This window comes from uncultured Campylobacter sp. (assembly GCF_938045465.1).
Taxonomy (GTDB): Bacteria; Campylobacterota; Campylobacteria; order Campylobacterales; family Campylobacteraceae; genus Campylobacter_B.
Genome location: NZ_CALIBF010000077.1, coordinates 1 through 18,269 on the forward strand (window position 1 = coordinate 1; position 18,269 = coordinate 18,269).

The 18,269-nt window shown below is 46.8% G+C and carries 17 protein-coding genes; 3 read left to right on the forward strand and 14 right to left on the reverse strand.

What is annotated here, in order from left to right; all coding sequences use genetic code 11:
- Window positions 1-688 precede the first annotated feature (688 nt).
- From Q0413_RS03685 to Q0413_RS03735, 11 genes are all read right to left on the reverse strand, one after another.
- A complete protein-coding gene (locus Q0413_RS03685; protein WP_298987421.1) occupies window positions 689-958 on the reverse strand; it encodes a hypothetical protein in 270 nt (89 codons plus the stop codon).
- A 15-nt stretch (window positions 959-973) separates the two neighbouring features.
- A complete protein-coding gene (locus Q0413_RS03690; protein ID WP_298987424.1) occupies window positions 974-1,459 on the reverse strand; it encodes a hypothetical protein in 486 nt (161 codons plus the stop codon).
- A gap of 42 nt (window positions 1,460-1,501) precedes the next feature.
- Complete coding sequence (locus Q0413_RS03695) at window positions 1,502-1,747, reverse strand: LysE family transporter (RefSeq protein ID WP_298987427.1); 246 nt, start codon at window positions 1,745-1,747, stop codon at window positions 1,502-1,504.
- Between the two features lie 35 nt (window positions 1,748-1,782).
- Window positions 1,783-2,130, reverse strand: coding sequence for a LysE family transporter (locus Q0413_RS03700; protein WP_298987428.1), 348 nt, complete (start codon window positions 2,128-2,130; stop codon window positions 1,783-1,785).
- Window positions 2,127-3,080 (reverse strand): hypothetical protein, encoded by a 954-nt coding sequence (locus Q0413_RS03705; protein WP_298987431.1) that lies wholly within the window; start codon window positions 3,078-3,080, stop codon window positions 2,127-2,129. Before Q0413_RS03705 ends, Q0413_RS03700 begins: the two co-directional genes overlap by 4 nt.
- Entirely contained in the window at window positions 3,077-3,694 is a 618-nt protein-coding gene (locus tag Q0413_RS03710) for a hypothetical protein (protein ID WP_298987434.1), read from the reverse strand. The genes Q0413_RS03705 and Q0413_RS03710 overlap by 4 nt, the downstream gene beginning before the upstream one ends.
- A 241-nt stretch (window positions 3,695-3,935) precedes the next feature.
- On the reverse strand, window positions 3,936-4,493 hold the full coding sequence (gene fdh3B, locus Q0413_RS03715) for a formate dehydrogenase FDH3 subunit beta (protein ID WP_005871109.1): 558 nt from the start codon (window positions 4,491-4,493) through the stop codon (window positions 3,936-3,938).
- A 9-nt stretch (window positions 4,494-4,502) separates the two neighbouring features.
- Window positions 4,503-7,424 (reverse strand): formate dehydrogenase subunit alpha, encoded by a 2,922-nt coding sequence (locus Q0413_RS03720; RefSeq protein WP_298987438.1) that lies wholly within the window; start codon window positions 7,422-7,424, stop codon window positions 4,503-4,505.
- Window positions 7,425-7,434: 10 nt separating this feature from the next.
- On the reverse strand, window positions 7,435-7,632 hold the full coding sequence (locus Q0413_RS03725; protein WP_005871103.1) for a twin-arginine translocation signal domain-containing protein: 198 nt from the start codon (window positions 7,630-7,632) through the stop codon (window positions 7,435-7,437).
- Window positions 7,633-7,884: 252 nt separating this feature from the next.
- Window positions 7,885-8,754, reverse strand: a complete 870-nt coding sequence (locus Q0413_RS03730) for a molecular chaperone TorD family protein (RefSeq protein WP_298987441.1) — start codon at window positions 8,752-8,754, stop codon at window positions 7,885-7,887.
- Window positions 8,754-10,436: a 4Fe-4S dicluster domain-containing protein gene (locus tag Q0413_RS03735; protein WP_298987443.1), complete on the reverse strand. Its 1,683-nt coding sequence runs from the start codon at window positions 10,434-10,436 to the stop codon at window positions 8,754-8,756. Before Q0413_RS03735 ends, Q0413_RS03730 begins: the two co-directional genes overlap by 1 nt.
- Window positions 10,437-10,602: 166 nt before the next feature.
- On the opposite strand from Q0413_RS03735, the gene selA reads away from it, so the two are divergent.
- The 3 genes from selA to Q0413_RS03750 are packed head-to-tail and all read left to right on the forward strand — an operon-like array spanning window position 10,603 to window position 14,779.
- The gene (selA, locus tag Q0413_RS03740; protein ID WP_298987446.1) at window positions 10,603-12,201 is read left to right on the forward strand and encodes an L-seryl-tRNA(Sec) selenium transferase; all 1,599 of its coding nucleotides are present in this window, start codon (window positions 10,603-10,605) and stop codon (window positions 12,199-12,201) included.
- The gene (selB, locus tag Q0413_RS03745) at window positions 12,194-14,014 is read left to right on the forward strand and encodes a selenocysteine-specific translation elongation factor (RefSeq protein WP_298987448.1); all 1,821 of its coding nucleotides are present in this window, start codon (window positions 12,194-12,196) and stop codon (window positions 14,012-14,014) included. The genes selA and selB overlap by 8 nt, the downstream gene beginning before the upstream one ends.
- Before the next feature lie 51 nt (window positions 14,015-14,065).
- Window positions 14,066-14,779: a histidine kinase gene (locus Q0413_RS03750; protein ID WP_298704010.1), complete on the forward strand. Its 714-nt coding sequence runs from the start codon at window positions 14,066-14,068 to the stop codon at window positions 14,777-14,779.
- A 485-nt stretch (window positions 14,780-15,264) separates the two neighbouring features.
- On the opposite strand, the gene Q0413_RS03755 is transcribed toward Q0413_RS03750, so the two are convergent.
- From Q0413_RS03755 to rpmI, 3 genes are all read right to left on the reverse strand, one after another.
- Window positions 15,265-17,226, reverse strand: coding sequence for an autotransporter domain-containing protein (locus Q0413_RS03755; protein ID WP_298987449.1), 1,962 nt, complete (start codon window positions 17,224-17,226; stop codon window positions 15,265-15,267).
- Between the two features lie 128 nt (window positions 17,227-17,354).
- A complete protein-coding gene (rplT, locus tag Q0413_RS03760; RefSeq protein ID WP_005871091.1) occupies window positions 17,355-17,711 on the reverse strand; it encodes a 50S ribosomal protein L20 in 357 nt (118 codons plus the stop codon).
- A 98-nt stretch (window positions 17,712-17,809) separates the two neighbouring features.
- Window positions 17,810-18,001, reverse strand: coding sequence for a 50S ribosomal protein L35 (rpmI, locus tag Q0413_RS03765; protein ID WP_005871089.1), 192 nt, complete (start codon window positions 17,999-18,001; stop codon window positions 17,810-17,812).
- Between the last annotated feature and the right edge of the window lie 268 nt (window positions 18,002-18,269).

Sequence of the window (18,269 nt, forward strand, 5' to 3'; positions counted from 1 at the left end):
AATTAATCATAAAGTTTGGTTATGGCTAGCACGGCGCACAAACCAGTCATAACAAGAGCGTCGAAAGCGGCACGCGCTAAAATTTTACATAGTTAGCAGCGTGCCGATTGACTGCGGCACGAGATTAAATTTACCGCCTTGCATCGCGCGATAAAATTTTAAGGCTTTAAAGGGCTAGTTTAAATTTAACGTTCCGCGGCAAGGCGTGGAGAATTTAAAATTTAAAGCTCGCCCGCTTCGCCATAAAATTTATCGCGCTTATTTTCTCGGCGCACGGCAAAACCGCATACCGCGGCTAAATTTAGCGCTTCAGCGAACAGCGGTTTAAAAAGTAGCAAGCGGGACAAAATCCCGTAACGCTCACGATAAAGGGCACTAGTCCGACCAACCCCCCACCAGCTGCCAAACAACGGCTTTTGCGATCATTATCGCTAGTCCGATCAGCGCTTTTATTATCCTAGTTTTTCTGCTTAGCATTGCGTTTTCACTTCTTTGTTTTTACATTTTGCACGTATTAATGCTTAAAAATTTTTAAAGTAAGCAATGGCAACAAACCGCCATCTAGCGTATCATCTTTGAGCTCGCCTTCCTACATACGCGCCTTGGTTAAATTCGGCTTCGTTTAATTATCTTTTCTTTTGCGTAAAAGTGCGATACAACAAAATTTATGTGCCTAAGAAATAAAATTTTATGCGAGCGATTTAAAATTTTGGCAAGCGTAAAATAAGGTGAACTCGAATGCCGGCGGGCAGTAGGATAAAATTTGCGTATCGAGGGATAAAAATTTGTACGCAGCTTTAAATTTGGAATTACGATAAATTTTAACCGAGCGGAATTCTATCGTCACAGAAAGCTTGTCTAAATTTAGCTCGCCGCGTGTTTTAGGGGGTTTAAATTCAGACGCTGCAGCAAAAAAGCGTAGTGCGATATTTACGATCGAGGCGGCACCTGATCTCACGCCGTAGCGTTAAAATCAAATTTCGTAGCGATAAATTTTACCGAAATTTTCATCCATAGTGTAGCTAAACTCGCCGCCTGCGTAATAGATTGTCTCGCCGCTCTCCAGCTCGAAGCGCTGATACACGCGCAGCACGACCTCGTTTTCGCTGATGCCTTGAACATGAATAAAAATATCGCTCTTTCTGCCCGCGGTCATCGCCATTTGGTAGAGCTGATTAAATAGCGCGTATTCCGGATCCTTCTCGGCGTCCTCTTGAGATAAAAAGCCCTCCAGCACGCCCAGCATCTCCGCGCGAAATTCCGTCCTGGCGCGCGCATAGGCGTTTTGGATATTTTCGATCTGGTTGGTATCGAGTAAATTTAAAAGCGAATGTTTGCCCACGTAAAGCGTCGCGCTCGATGTGATTTTGCCATCCTTGTCGGTCACCAGGCGCAGAGCTTTCTCTACGCGCCACAAGGCCTCTTTTAGTTCGAGCCCGCTTTCAATTTCAATTTTCATCATAGATCCTTTATCAAGAATGCGGAATTTTAGCGTTAAATTTTAAATTTTAAAGACAAACTTCGCGATCAGATACGCCATATACAGCATCAAAACTCCCACGAGCGCGTCGATTATGCGCCATGCTCTGCTGCTTGCAAAAAGCTTCGAAAGCGCCCCTGAACCGTAGCCCAAGCCGAAAAACCACGCAAACGATACGAACATAACTCCCGCGTAAAACCACGGCTTTTGGGCATCTACGATCGTAGCGCCGAGCGAGCCCACGACCACGACGGTGTCTAAATACACGTGCGGATTTAGAAGCGTAACCGCAAGGGCTTTGGCTACGACGGGCGCCAGCGGGCTATTTGCAGAGTTTTGAATCTTGGCAAAATGCGAGCCCTTATAGGCACTAAAAAACGAGCTTGCGCGTAGCAGAGCAGAAATATGACCCCGCCTATGCCTAAAATTTGGGTAAGAAGAGAGTCTTGCTTAAGAGCGCCGCCGATTAAAAATATCCCTACGGCCGTAAATACGGCATCGCTTAGCGCACAGACCGTGCAAACCGCCGCGACGTGGTTTTTCGCAAGACCTTGGGAGATGACGAAGATATTTTGCGCGCCGATCGCGACGATGAGTGAGAGCATCAGCGCAGCTCCTTGCAAGAAAATTCCGATCGGCAAAGAGTTCAAGGCTGCACCTGCCTACTTATTTTACTTTCGCAGGCGGAGCTTTGCATCACCGTATCGGTAGTATCGGAGCCATCTACCGCCGCACTTTCGGGCGCAGCGTCAGGCTCATTATCGCCCGCGAGAATTTTAGGCGCGGAATTCTCGGCGCCTATGAAATTTTCGCCTGCGACGGCGCTATTTGAGGAAGCGGCATCATTCGGCGCGGCAGGGCTTTGTTCGTTTAAATTTGAAGCGCCCTCTAAATTCTGCGCGCCGTTTGAATTAGCGGCGCTATTAGAATTTTGCACAGTGAAATCCTGTGCCACGCGGAAATTCTGTGCGCCTGAATTTTCACATAAATTTTGTGCGCCGCAGGAACTTTGCGCATCTAAATTTTGCGAAGCGGAATTCTCATCGCGGAGATTTTTAACTTTAAAATTTTTAGCGCTACTCGCGCTTTTTTTAGAACCTTTAGCGCCTTTGCGAGTCTTTGGAGCGACCTGCTCTTCCTCGGAGCTTTGCGAAAGACCCGCTTTTTCGCGCAAAATTTTGCTCAGCTCGTAGATCGAAATTTCAAACGAGCCCGGCAGCGTGGCCTCCGTGTCGCTGTAAAATCGTAAAAAATTAAAGCGGTCCTGCGCCTGGGGCGTTTTTTTGAATACAAAATTTAAAAGCTCCGTCTTGTTTCTGCCCGCGGCGAAGGTTTTTGTGCCTAAATTTGCTATATCTTTGTATTCGAAGCTCTCGGAATTTGCGCCGCGCACGATCGTAAAAGCATCCTCGCCGATCTGCAAATAATTTTTCGCGCCGAGTCTGAGCGCGCAAAAAAACGCGCAAAATGCCGCCACTACGGAAGCAAAAAGCGCCGCGCCGCCAAAGCCCGCATGGTAGCAATATCCGCTAGCGAGCGCCAAAATCGTCGATCCCGCCAGTGTCATCGCTACGGGCTTTTTATTCTCTTTTACTATCATCTTCCCTGCTTAATCATCTGTCTTATATATTCGTAAATTTTAAAATTTAGCGCATCCATTACCGAGTCTTTAGAGCCCGGATTTTTGATGCTTTGGTAGTTGAGATTAGTTACGTAATCCTTCCACGCGCCCTTATTTTTAACGCTTATATAGAGGCTGATCTGCGAGTCGTAGAAATAGTCTCTGTAATAATCGTCGTCGTCCCAAGGATCGTATCCGAACGGCATCCCCCAGCCTACGCCCATGCCCGTATATCTATAATACCTGCCAAAGCCCATTCCGAAGCTAAATCTCGGATTATCCCACGATCTGCGCGAAAAATCCGCCTTGCGGAAGTAGTTGAGATTGCCGCCGATTTGAACGTTCGCCGCGCTTTTATTGACGACCTTAAATCCGTCCGCACGCAAATGTTGGATCACCACTTGGGTTAAATTCGAATCCGTCGTAGAGGTATTGGTGAAATTTACGCTTATGAGTTTATCCTGCGGAAATTCCATAATGTGAAGCGGCTCGGAAGTGCGCACGATACCGCTATTTACGGGAACGTTTTTAGAGCAACCTGTAAAAATCAAAAACGTCGAAATGACCAAAAAAAGTGAAATTTTATTTTTCAAGACGGATCCTTTCGCTTAAGATTTCAAATCCTAAATTTGAGTGATTGTAGCATAAATTTAAAATTTTAATGTCGGCAAGGGGCGATTTTTTGAAATAATCTAACGATCGATACGCAGGAGCGGAGATTTTCAAATAAAATTTCGCGCCGAGCGACCTCTAAATTTAAAGCCGTCGCTCGGTTAAAATTTCTGCGAAAAGAGACGGAATTTTAAAACCGGAGGAGTTTAAAATTCCACAATCTTATAGGCTCACGCCGCGCGTAAGTACGCGCTTGCGATAAACCTCCGAAACTCTGCTCGCGTCGCCCACGATTAGAGCGTTCGTGCAGCAGATCGCCGCACACATCGGAACCTTGCCCTCTGCGATGCGGTTTTGACCGTATTTATGCAGCTCTTCGTGCGAAAACGTAGGCTCCGGTCCGCCCGCGCACATAGTGCACTTATCCATCGCGCCTTTGATACCGAAAGCTCCGTCTCTAGGGAATTGCGGAGCGCCGAACGGACACGCGTAAAGGCAGTATCCGCAGCCGATACATTTATCTTTGTCGTGTAAAACGACGCCGTCGGTTCTGATATAGAAGCATTGAACCGGACAAACCTGCGCGCAAGGCGCATCGGTGCAGTGTTGGCAAGCAATAGAGCTTGAAACCTCCTGCCCCTCTATGCCCTCGTTTAAAGTGATAACCTTGCGCCTATTGATCTGCACGGGAACCTCGTGCGCCGAGCTGCAGGCTACCTGGCAACCATAGCAAGCGATGCAACGCTCGACATCGACGTAAAATTTTAATCTTGCCGGCATTTTATCTCCTTATGCTCTTTCTAGTCTGCAAAGACCGGCGTTAAATTCCGAAATTTGCGTATTTATGTCAAAGCCGTAGTTGGTAATCGTATTTGAGCTCTCGCCTCTGATATATGGCTTAGTACCCTCAGGATAGCGCTCGCTTAGATCCTCGCCCTGGAAAATTCCCGCGAAGTTATACGGCATAACAATACGATCAGGCGTTACGGCGTGCGAATAGATGCACTTGACTTTGATCTTCGTGCCTTGCGGCGAATGAATCCACATCATCTCGCCATCTTTGATACCTTTATCAGCGGCAAGCTTAGGATTTACGTGCGCAAACATCTCCGGAGTAATCGCTGAAAGATACTTGCTCGTGCGCTCAATCATGCCCGCACCGCTTAAATTTACAAGCCTTAGCGAGCTTACGATAGTAGGGAAGTCCTTGCTCCAATCCTGCTTTTTCTGCTCGGAGATAAATCTCGTAAAGACGCGGAAATTTCGTTTTTGATCCGCAAAGGTCGGATATTTCTCCACCAAATCCCATCTCGGCGAGTGGATCGGCTCGCGATGCTTTGGAATTTGATCCGCAAACTGCCAAACCTTCGCTCTGGCTCTTGCGTTTCCGCAAGGACAAATTCCGAACTCTCGGCATTTTTTAGCGATAATGCCACTATAATCTGTGCTCCACGTAGGCCCCATCTTGGCTTTTTCATCCTCGCTTAGCGTAATGCCTAAAACCTGTTCGATATTTGCCTTGGTAATCTCTGCATGACCGCCTTGAATTTTTGATCCCGGAAGTGTAATGCTCTCGTCGGCTAGCTGCGAAACGCCGTCGTGCTCTAAGCCAAAGCGGTTTCTAAATCCCATACCGCCGTCGGCATAAGGCTTAGTTACGTCGTAAAGAATCGGCGTGCCCGGGTGTTGCGTATCCCAGCAAGGCCATGGAAGCCCATAGTATTCGCCCTCTACCTCGCCACCTATGCCACGCAAAGTATCGGGATCAAATAGATGCCAATTTTTCTGCTGTCTACGAAATCTAGCTGCGGTGCGTCCGTTATTTCCAATACTTTGAGTATTGCGTGCGATCTCATCGGTAGCGTCGTCAGGCCAAACAAAATCGTCTTTAACCTGCTTAAGCTCGCCATCAACGATGCCCATCTTCATGCCGCGAACATATTCGTCGTAAAAGCCGAATTTTTTCGCGAATAGAAACATTACCTCTTGATCCTCTTTACTCTCAAATAGAGGCTTAACAATCTGAGTTCTCCACTGGCCGCTGCGGTTTGTAGCGCTTAGATGACCTTCGCTCTCAAACTGCGTAGCTACCGGCAAAACATAAATTCCATCCGGTCTATCGTTTAGAATCGCTACTTCGTTTAAGAACGGCTCGGCGACTACCAGCATATCGATCTTGCCTAATGCTTCTTGAGTCTCGCGAACATGAGCCATAGAAGTAATTCCTGTGCCTTGCACCCAAAGAACGCGGACATTGCCACTACTTAAAACGGGCTCGTTTTTCAAAACGCCCTGCCACCATTTAGATAGCGAAAAGCCCTTTTCATTGCGCCAATTTATCGTATCTTGCTCGATGCTTGGATCGTAGTGGAAATACTCGGTAAAATTCGTACCAGGCACTTTTTCACCCTGCTTTTCGTGCGGCTGCTTAGTAGAGACGGCAAATCTTTTAATAAACTGTTCGTAATCTACGCCCCAGCCCTTGCAGAAGTGCTTCCAAGCGTTATCGGCTAGTCCGTAATACGCAGGTAAGCTATCGGAGAGATTGCACATATCAGTAGCGCCTTGAACATTATCATGGCCTCTAAGGATATTGCAGCCGCCGCCCGGCTTGCCCATATTGCCTAGTATGAGCTGCAAAAGAGCCAAAATTCTAGTATTTGAACTTCCGATCGAGTGCTGTGTAATGCCTAGAGCCCAGCATAAAGTAGCGGGCTTTGTGGTAGCGAACATCCTCGTAAATTCTATCAGCTCCTCTTCTTTGCAGCCGGTGACATTGGCTACCTCTTTAGGATCCCACTTCTCAGCTTCGGCTCTAATCTCCTCTACAGCGTAGGTTCTGGTTTTTATTAGCTCCTTATCTTCCCAGCCGTTTTTAAAGATTAGATGCAGCATTCCGTACACAAACGCTATATCGGTTCCCGGACGAATTCTAATATACATATCGGCCTTAGCCGCAGTTCTAGTAAAATTTGGATCGACGACGACGATTTTCGCGCCGTTTCTATCGCGAGCTTGAAGAGCATGCTTCATAGCCCCCACGGGATTTGCAACCGCGGAATTCGCACCTATGAAAAGGATCATTTTAGAATTTTTCGCCATATCACCTACGTGATTAGTCATAGCTCCATAACCCCAAGTATTCGCCACACCGGCGACTGTTGCGCTATGTCAAATTCTGGCTACGTGGTCGTTGCTGTTTGTACCCCAAAAGGCTGCAAATTTCCTAAAATAATATGCCTGCTCGTTACAAAATTTAGCCGAGCCCAGAAATACCACACTATCTGGGCCGTCCTCTTTGCGAACTTGAAGCATTTTATCGCCGATTTCATCAACGGCTTGCTCCCAACTTATGCGCTCCCACTTGCCACCAACCTTTTTGAGTGGATATTTAAGACGCATTTTAGATTTGGTTAAATCGATTTGATCGATTCCCTTACAGCAGTGACTGCCCTGCGAGATCGGGTGATCTACTGCCATATCTTGGCGAATCCAGGTATTGGTGCTCTCATCCACTTGAGCCTCGATACCGCAGCCTACGGAACAGATCGAACATATCGTTCGTTTCATAACGGAACCTGGAAATGGGTTTTTGATCTCTTGCTCAGTAGCAGCTCTTAGCGTATTATTTTCGCCAAACGCAGCTACGCTGCTCGCTCCTAAAGCGGCGAGTTTCAAAAACGATCTCCTTCCGATCGCATTCTCACTCATGAAAATTCTCCTAGTAAGCTACTTTATAGTATTTTTTCCACGCTTCACTCTCCCAGTAAAGCACCTCTTTTTTCGGTGATTTGCCACGAACGGTATCGCCGTAATCCTGCTCGCTTTTTGCTAGAGCCTGAGACGCGGCAACGCCCACGGCACCTACTGCGCCGATTTTTAGAGATTTTTTAAGAAAATCTCTGCGTTTGTTCTCCATGGTTTTCCTTTGTGAAGAAATCGCTTTAAATCTTTTATTGTAGTAACGCCTGTTACAGGATTTAAGTCTAATGAATTATAACGAAAAGGCAGTGAGATGGAAATTAAATTTTAAGTTACTTTTTAAATTTTATTTAAAATTCAAAATATAAAGTTCTAACTAAAAAACTACTCGCAAAACTAGAGTTTGCGAGTTTAAAATTTAACCGAAATTCTGCTTTCGCGTTAAGATTTTCGTTAAAAATTTTATTTATCAATCCAGATTAAAAATATCTTCCGGATTGGTAAATTTATTTTGATAGCCGCCTTTTTTGATCGCTTCTTTAACGACGCTGCGATCTTTCTTTTGCGGAGCGGCAAGCGCTAAAAGCGAGCGCTCAAGCGCAAAAAAGCTTCTCATTAGTGCGCCTAATGATTTGAAAAAATCCGCCCGCACATGCCCGCACAAAAGCTCGCTAAACTCATCCACAAAGCTATTGGTGACATTCGTAAAAAGCTCTAACGCCAGCGCTTCGCCGTCTTGCGCGCCGACGAAATTTTTAGCGTATTGCGAGTTCGCAGCATTTTTGCCATCCTGCGAGTCCGTAAAATTTTTACTGCCATGCGAATCTACAGAATTTTTTCCGTCTTGCGCCGTCAAGCTCGCGCTATTCGTAAAATTTTGCTCATTTGCCACGAAATTTTGTCCGTTTAAAACTGCGCTGTGTTTTGCAGCCGCGTCGCGAAGTAGGGTTGAATGCAGGTAAAAAATAAATCCCACATAGTCCTCGCACTCCTTGCAAAGCTCCATATTGCGGCGAAATTTACTCTTTTTTAGTACGTCGATTACCGCGACACGCATACGCCCATCGTCGCGCCCCTCGTCGTAGAAGCTCGCACTCATCGGCACGTTGGCGTATGAAAAATCAAAAAGCACGGAATTTTGCTCGCTTTTAAACGCTGCAAAATCGAATTTCGCCAAATTTTGAAATTCCGCCTCATCGCTAGGCACAATGGGCGAGCTGCGTAAAAACTCCAGCTGCTCCTTCCAGCGCTTAAATTTCGCATCCGTTTCATAGAAAAAAAACGGAATTGCAAAAAATTCGTAGTAGTAGCTTCTTGCTTTGATTAAATTTGCATCCATTACATTGCCTCTTTTCTAGCATCTTCTATCTGCTTTTTTATCATTATTTTCGCCTTGCAATCGCCGCAGCAAAAAAGAGTCTTCATCTTTTCAGGCTCGTTTGCAAAATGCGCACCCATCATATCCGCGATCTTCATCACGGCCTTACTCGTCGCAAATTCCTTACCGCACTCGATGCACTTAAAAAGCTCGTCTTTGGCTAGCATTTTGTAATTAAAAAATCCCGGCTCAAGCTCCACGCCGCAAGGCTCAAACTCGATCGTATCCTTTTCGGCGCAGCTTAGAACGCAGTAGTTGCACGTCGTGCAAAGCGAAGCGTTGAGCTTAATCGAATTGTCGCTGTTATCGGCATACAGCGCGCCGGTATTACAGGCGCCCACGCAGCTAAGGCAGAGCGTACAACTTGCTTCGTTTATGTTTACTTTGCCAAATTTTAGCAACTCTCCGCTTTTTACGACGCCGAAGCTACCATCGCCGACCATTGCGCTTACTCGTTTTGAGAAAATTTCTTTCTTGCTAAGGCCCTGTTCGTTTAAGCTAAACGCCCAGGGCTGAGAGCTTTGCGCCCACTTTAGCGCCTCTTGCAGCTCGGTTAAATTTCGCGCTAAAAATACCGCGTCCTTGCCGTAGATCGCGCGCGAAATTCCATTGATAAGCTCCACCGCTTCGCGCGTGCCCTCGCCCGCGTCCGTGTCGTAAATGATCACACTCGAGCCGCTTTCTTGCATCGCGCTTAGCAAATTTACCTCATCTATTTGCTTGCTTCCGAAAATTCCAAACGGCAGCACGCCGCACGGAAGCTGCACTGCGGGTGCGGACGCAATTTCGCTCTCTGCGATGAGAAGCGGAATTTTGCCTGCATAGAGCTTTGCGATCTCGCCAAATACTCTTTGGGGCAGCTTGGCAAATTTCAGCGCGCCGCTAGGGCAGACGCTCACGCACGCGCCGCAACCGATGCAGTCGATATGCGAAAATACTAACTCGCGCTTTTCGTCGTTTTTCAAAATCGCCACTGTAGGGCAAACCTCCACGCATGGCGTGCGCAACTCATTTCGCCTGCCTTGATACTGACAGATCGCAGGATCAAAGATCGTAGAATTCTTATAATGATAAACCGGGCTTTTGGAATTTAAAATTTCTAAAATTTCATCGTCTTTTAGCCCCGAGATCTCGTAGCAGCCGCTTTGTCGTAGCTGATAGGGCGTCGCGCCGCTAATCAAGAAAAAATCCGCCTCAGTCTCAACCTCATCCTGCTCGCTTAAAATCGTAACCGCAAGATCGCCAATCTCGCCGTAGACGAACTTTATCTCAGCCCTGCTTAACGCGATCACCTTAAATCCGTGCTGCCTAAGTAGCCCCACAAGCTCCTCTCGCGGCTCATCACAGGCGAGAAGCACGTTTTTGCCGACGGGCTTTTGATAGTCGCTATCTAGCGCACCGTCAAAGGCGATATCTTTGGCGCGATACAAAATATCTACGTTTTTAGCGATTTGTAGCGGCTCATCTGCGGAATTTTCTATATAAAAATTTATCTCGGGCGCATAAATTTGCGCTTTTAGTTTCGGCGAATTAGCGACGATAAATTCCTCATTTTTCGCCTCCTCTTCATCGCCGCGAATTTCGATATCGTCGCTTAAGACGACATCCTTTAGCCCCGCGGCGTAAAATCCATGTTCTTTCATAATCTATCCTAAATTGATAATTAGGCGGGTTTTACTCTTATTTTCTAAACAGCTTTTAAATTCTGCACTTAAAGTAAATCGAATTTAAATTAATAATTTTATAGATAAAGCAAAATCAAAGCTTTAAATGATAAAATCGCCTAAATTTTAAGGCATCGGGGTCGCAATGCAACGAATCAAACTACCCAAAATCGATAAAATCGCAAACGCGCAGGAGTTTCAAAACTGCCTCCGCCCGCAAATCATCAAAATCGCGCAAGAGCTCATCGAAGAGGCACGCAGGGAGGCGCTGCAAGGAGGCACAGTCGCAAGCGAAAGCGAGATCATCGCGCGCATCAAATCGCGCTACGAAAAATTTCAAAACTTAAGCCTTAAACCGCTCATCAACGCAACCGGCGTCGTGCTACACACAAACCTCGGCCGCAGCGTCATTGGCGCCGAAATTTTAGCCCGCGCGCAAAAGATCATCACCTCGTATTCAAATTTAGAATACGACCTATCCGAGGGCGCGCGCGGCAACAGATACGACTACATAGCGCTTTTGTGCAGCGAGCTCTTCGGCGCGCAGGACGCGCTCGTGGTCAATAACAACGCTGCGGCGGTCTTTTTGGTGCTAAATACCTTCGCGCGCGGACGCGAAGTCGTGGTAAGCCGCGGCGAGCTAGTCGAGATCGGCGGGAGCTTTCGGGTAAGCGAAGTGATGGCAAACTCTGGCGCAAAGCTCACAGAGATCGGCACTACGAACAAAACCAAGCTGGACGATTACGAAGAAGCGATCAATGAAAACACGGCGATCCTGATGAAGGTGCACCGCTCAAATTTTAAAATTTCGGGCTTCAGCTCGAGCGTAAGCGCTGCGGAAGTTGCGGCTCTCGCACGTCGCGCCTCGCAGGCAAAGAGAGAATTTTTAGCGCTTAGAGAGGCAAGTTTTAAAAATTTAGCAGATCTTTGCGGCGGCTCTTCGGACACGACGGGCGAAATTTTAAATTCTGCGCCGAATGGTTTAAGCTTAGCGGCAGGCTCTGCGAATGCTCTAAATTTAGATAGCGACGAGCCGTCCGCAAGGAGCGAGCGTTTTTATAAAGGCGGCGAGAGCAAAATTTCTAAAATTTACCCCGCAAAATTTAGCATGAAAAAAGAGGAAAGCTTTAACGAGATCATCGATTATTACGATCTTGGAAGCGGCTACGTAAGCGAGCTGGGATTTGGGCTCGGCAAAAGCGAGCCATCCATTTTTGAGCTTTTAAAAAGCGGCGTGCGGCTGCTTAGCTTTAGCGGCGACAAGCTCTTCGGCTCCGTGCAGTGCGGCATCATCCTAGGAGATCGCGAGCTCATCGCGCGCCTGCGCAAAAACCAGCTACTGCGAATGCTGCGCGTGGACAAGATCACGCTAAGCCTGCTTGCCGAGACGATCAAGGCGTATATAAATAAAGAATTTCACCTCATCACGACGATAGATCAGATCCATCTCGGCCTAGATGAGCTACGTGAGCGAGCGGAGCTAGTGCGATCGCGTATCGGCGTAAAATCGCAGATCGTGCCTACTACCACCTTTGTAGGCGGCGGTACGATGCCGAGCGCCTCCTATCCTAGCGTCGCGCTTGCGATACTTGACGGCGCAGAGCCGCAGAGCACGCAGGCAAAATTTCGCGCTGCGGGCATAATCGGACGGATCGAGCAGGATAAATTTTTGCTCGATTTCAGATCGATTTTAAAAAGCGACTTACAAGATTTAATAAAAAAGATCGGAGAAATTTATGAATAGCGTAATCATCGGCACCGCAGGCCATATCGATCACGGAAAGACCGCGTTAATCAAGGCGCTAAACGGCTTTGAGGGAGACCGAATGCCGAGCGAAAAGCAGCGCGGCATCACGATCGATCTTAGCTTTTCCCATCTGCGCTCGGGAGACACCAACGTCGCTTTCATCGACGTTCCGGGGCATGAAAATCTAGTAAAGACGATGATTAGCGGCGCATATGCCTTCGACGCTGCGATGCTGGTAGTCGCCGCGGACGACGGGCTAATGCCGCAAAGCAAAGAGCATATTCAAATTTTATCGCTGCTCGGGGTAAAAAGCGTGATCTTGTGTATCAGCAAGTGCGATCTAGCCGACGACGCGCGCAGGGCGGAGGTCGCGGCGCAGTGCAGGGAATACATCTGCAAATTTAAAAATTTGCAAATTTTAAACACCTTTTTTATCAGCATAAAAGATCCCGCAAGCATCGACGAGCTGAAAAACTATCTCTTTAATATCAAGCCCGCGCAGCGCCAAGGAGGCGGCGTGGTGCACTACTACATCGACCGCGTCTTTTCGCTTAAGGGGCTCGGCACCATCGTAACGGGCAGCCTCATTAACGGCGCGATTTCAAAGGGCGAGAAGCTTTATAACTGCGATCTGGGTAAAATTTTTAACGTCAAAAGCGTGCAGATCCATGACGAGGACACGCCGCTGGCGCAGGCTCCAAACCGCGTCGCGCTAAGTCTGGACGCCAAAACGAGCGAGCTTGAGAAGGGGCAAATCCTAAGCAAAAAGGGCTTTTTCCGCGGCTTTAATGAAGCCGACTGTACCTTTAGCGGCGAAATTTCGCATAATCAAGACGTGCTGTTTTGCGTCGGAAGCAAGCAAAGCGCGGCAAAAGCGCTCATTTTAAAAGAACTTCCTAGCGGCGAGAAGCTCGTGAGCTTTAAATTTGACAAAAAGATGTTTTTGAAATTCGGCGAGCCCTTCGTCTGCTTGTCAAACTCGCGCGTAATCGGCGGAGGACGCGTGCTAAACGCCGTGATCGAGCCGCTAAAAAAGCAGAGCAAAGCCGTGCTTCTCACCGCGCTTTTGAAGCGAAATTTCACCGAAGCGTTTAAAATTTTAAGCCTCTTTCACAAGCATGGATTCGGGCTATTTTCGGCGTATCAGCGCTTCGGAATGGAGTACGACGAAGCGGCAAAGATCGCGCGCGGCATAGAAGGGACGTATTTTGACGAAGCAAATTTATGCGTTTACGATCTAAGCGCGATCGAGGACGTAAAAAGCCTCATAAAATTTATCGTCTCAAAAAACGACTACGCGATCTTTTCGCCCGCCTCGATCGCCCTAAAGCTCTCGTGGGCTAGCGAAGAGCTCGCCGCACGCGCGCTTAGCGAGCTTGAGCGAAGCGGCATCGTCTCCAAAAAGGGCGGAGTTTACGTAAAATCGGGGGTGGATTTTGACGCGCTCAAACAGAGCCTGGAGAGTAAAATTTTTGATCTCATCAAAAAGGGCGGCATAGCGCCATTAGCGCCTTATAACGTCTATGACGAGCTGGAGATTGACCGCAGTAGCGGCGATGACGCGCTAAAGAAGCTAACCTACGCCAAAAAGGTCGTCCGTCTCGCGCACAATCTCTTCGTCGAGGCCGAAAATTTAGCCCTGGCGATCAAACGCCTCTACGCAATCATCGAAAAAGATGGCTTCGTAAACGTCACGAACGCCAAAGAGGAGCTTGGGCTTAGCAGGAAATTCGTCATCTGCTATCTCGAGTACCTAGATAAAATGGGAAATATCGTGACGATCGACAATAAACGCTATCTGAAAAAGTAAAAATTTAAAATTTTGCACTACAATGCGCGGAATTTTTTGCAAAGGAAAAAAATGAAAAAAGCTATTTTAACTTCAGTTGCTCTCGTAGCGAGCCTAAACGCGGCTCTAAGCGACAGCGAAATTTTATCTATCTACGGCGGCGCGCCTCAAGGCATCGAAATAAAGGTCGCCGAGCGCATCCCGCTTAGCGAGCCAAAGGGCGTTGAGGCGGTCGTTTTAAAGATTTCTCAAGGCAATATGTCGCAAGAGGAGATCATTTTCACCCAAGGCGATCTGATCTTTACCGATATCATCGATCCTAAAAAACGCGTAGTCTATAAGGAGCAGATCAAACAAGACCGCATCGCAGGACAGCTAAGTAAGGTCTTCAAAGCAGAGAGCAAAGACAATATTATCAAGCTAGGAAACGATCCTAAAAAGCCTACGATTTTGATGCTGACGGACGCTTTGTGCCCATTCTGCCGCAAAGAGATGGCAAGGATCGAAGAAACGTTAAAAAGTAACAATGTCGATATCGTCATGACCTCCGTTCACGGCGATGACGGCCACGCAAAATCCGCGCTCATCTACAAAGAGATCAAAAATGCTAAAACCGACGAGCAAAAGATAGCGGTTTTTAAAAAATATTACGCTGAAGATAACAAAGCAGGCGCCAAGGACGTAAGTGCTGCCGAGCTAAACGCTGCAAAAGCCCTAGCTGCCAAATACTTCGGTGCGGGGGTAAACTCGGTGCCTTACATCATCGAACTAGACAAACTAAAATAATCTTTCTTAAATTTTGCGGAGCGATCCGCAAAATTTCGCTTCTTTCACCCAATTTCGGTAGCTTTCAATCAATCTAAATTTTGCCTCGAATTATGAATACTGCCCCTTTGGAGTTCTTGCAATTCCGCTGCTTTTAAAAAATTTCGTAGTTGCGCCGCACATAGAATTTTAAAATCACTTACGTATGAAACACGATCCGCAAAGTCATAAACGGGCAAAATCTTATAATTTTAAAACCCCCTCAGCGTCCGCGCGAAATTCTGTGGCAGCGATTCCATCTCGTCGCTTCGCATCCATAACGGCACAAAAAATGACCTTACATGGAATTTCAAAGTAGAAATTATGCGAGTAAAAATTTTACGGTCAAAATTTTAAAATTTCGCGGCAAAGCCCAGATAAAATTTAGCCGCAAATTTTTGATTTGCGGCAAAGAGGAATTTGCAGTTATGCTTCAGCCGCCTATCTTGGGCTACGTCCGATTAAAATCAAAATTCCACGTCAAAAGCGGCTCTTGCCAGGCTATTTTTGCTCTCGCTTAGCTCGTACGATGCGCTGAGTCCCACGCTTTGAAGGATCTTATATTTCAGTCCGATCGCGCCGTTAAATACGCCGCTAGAATAATCAAGCCCCTCCACGTCGTATCTGTCCGAATACTTTCTGCTCGCGTGATACGAATCGCCGCTAAATCGATGCTCGTACTCCGCATTTGCAAATATCTGCAGATCGCCGAAGGCCTTGATCGCGTAAATTCCTGCGGTGCCGTTCGGCGCGGTTTTTGAAGCGGAGCTAAATCTAAGCCTGGAGATCGCGTCCTCGTCCACTCTAATCGCTCCAAGTCCCAAATATGGCTTAATGTAGCCGTTTTCAAATAAGAATTTATACCCGGCTCTCGTGCTGAAATCCCAAATTTGCGATTTGTATTTCGCGCCGTGGATAGCGCCGAATCCGTTGTTGGTTTCAAATTTATGATCGTTCGTCGAATAGGTTAAATTGACCGCCAGATCCACGTTTTCGTTAAAGTCGTATCTGCCCGCCAGACCGAGCTCGTAGGATTTGATGTTTTCTTTGACACCGTCGAATTTGCCCTCGTACCAAGCGTCCGATTTTTGATATCCAAAGATCGCGCCCAGCGTAAGATCATCTACTCTCTTGGAGGCTCCGAGTAAAATTCCGTCGCTCTTGTGATCGTATTTGACGCCGCCCGAGCGGTCTTTGTAATCTCCGCCGTAGTTTCCTATCGCGCTTACATTTACGTTAAACTCCTGCCCGTCGGTATCGGTTAAATTTTTATAAGCAGAATTTCTTGCAAGCTTTGTAAGATCCAGATCGACCTTCGAGCGCGGCATCTCGATGCCTACCCGGTTGCCGCCTCTTGCGACCTGCGAAAACAGGCTGCCGTTTTTAGGCGTGAAGTTATTGATCGCCAGCATCAGCGCTTCAAAATAGGTAGGCAGATCGTCGTATCCGCTAGGATAGGCATTCGTATCGGAGGTGATAAATAGATTTGCCGCATTGCGCTCGCGAGATAGCCTTATGATCTCGTCGTATTGATCAGCTCTGGCGTTGTATATGACATGCAAAATTTTAGAGGAATTTGCAGGGTCTTTTTCAAATTCCGAAGTTCTAGGGCGGTAGTTATTTATATAATCGTCCGCGCTCACCTCTTGCAGCATCCAAACGTCCGCATAGGGAGCTATGGCGTCGCGCACGCCCCAGCCGTTGTTTGCCAAAACGAGCATTCCAGGGTATTTGGTCTTGATATAGTTGTAGATATTCGCCATATAGGCGATAGTTGCGGGATTGTTTTCGGTATTAACCTCGTCGATAAAGTATCCTGCGATATTTTCTCTGCCGTAGAAATTTACGAAATTATCGATATCGGCATAGACTAAATTTAGATTTCTAGTAGAATTTTTGGTATAGGTATAGCCTAAATTTGCTATGCCCGCCGCGATATTTCGCTTCATCTGAACAGCGTCCTCGTCCCTTCTGACCAGATATTGCGTAGTTTGATCGCCCGGTATCGCCGCCTCGTATGAACCGAAAGCCACGTAAGGAACCAGCGCGCCGCCTATATTGGTAATGCCGTTCCAAAACTCGGCATTTACGCCGCTATTGCCCGTCCAGCGAAACGCAGGCATCATAACGCGCTGATTATTAAGCCTGCCGGAATATGAGCCCTTTTTGGCAAAGCCCCTTGCGTACTCGAGCTTAATACGAAATGAGTTTTCATACTCGTCGCTCGCGGAGCTATCGCTAGCTGCGTCGCGCCTGCTTAATTTCGCGCCCAAGCTATCCGCAGCGCTCATTACATCGGAACGGGAAGTGTTGTTGGAAGGTGATTTTTGCGCGTTTGCATAGCCCCAGGAATTCTGCTCGCTCGCATAGCCAAACCCTGCTGCACCGATAAGCGCAAGAGATACGATTTTTTTCAAAGACTTTAGCATTCTGCACCGCCTCAAATAAAATTACCCAAATTCTTAAATTTCGACAAATTTGCGGACGCGCTTTTAAAATTAAAAGCTTTGTCGAAATTTAAAAATTTGGTCGCCTTAAGGCGACCAAATTTTAAAGCTTATTTTAATGCTGCTTTTGCCTTCTTTGCGACGGTTGCGAAAGCTTCGGCGTCGTTCATAGCCATATTTGCTAAAATTTTTCTATCAAGCTCGATGCCCGCTTTTCTAAGTCCGTTTATAAATTTAGAATAGCTGATGTCGTTTAGCCTGCAAGCTGCATTGATGCGCACTATCCAAAGTCTGCGGAAATCGCGTTTTTTCGCGCGTCTGTCACGGAAGGCGTAAACGAGGCTTCTTTCTAGCTGCTCTTTAGCCTTTCTGAAATGTTTGCGTCTTGCGCTATAAAATCCGCGTGCAAGCTTTAGCACCTTGTTGTGACGGCGGCGTCTAACGATACCCGTTTTTACTCTTGCCATATTAATCCTTTCTTAATCGGCGTCCCTTTGGGGATCTTGCCCTAAAATCCATAAATTTAGGGGAGTTTGAATGACTTTCGTCAAAAACTAACTTCGCACTATTTGCAAAGCATTTTTTTAACCGCAGATACGTTCGTAGAATCGACGTATTGGGCCTCGCGCAAATTCCTCTTACGTTTTTGAGACATCTTCGTCAAAATGTGGCTGCGAAACGCAGAGCCTCTTTTGATCTTGTTTTTGCCCGCTTTAAAACGCTTGACGGCACCGCGCACGCTTTTCATCTTTGGCATGGTCGTCCTTTTTTTAAAGTGAACGGGAAGTATATAATAAAGTTTCTTTGAAAAATTTGAATTTAAGGAATTTTATAGCTTAAATGAACGCAAGATAAATTTAAAGTTAAATTTTGCCACTCGCTTAAGATTCGGTTTGGCTGGATACAAAAAATTTTATACAAATTTAAAGGGTTAAATTTAGAGATGAACTTAGCCCGCATTAGATTTTAAAACTTCGCTATTTAGTTTAAATTTACACGCTGTACCGCAGGAAAAAACAGCGCGT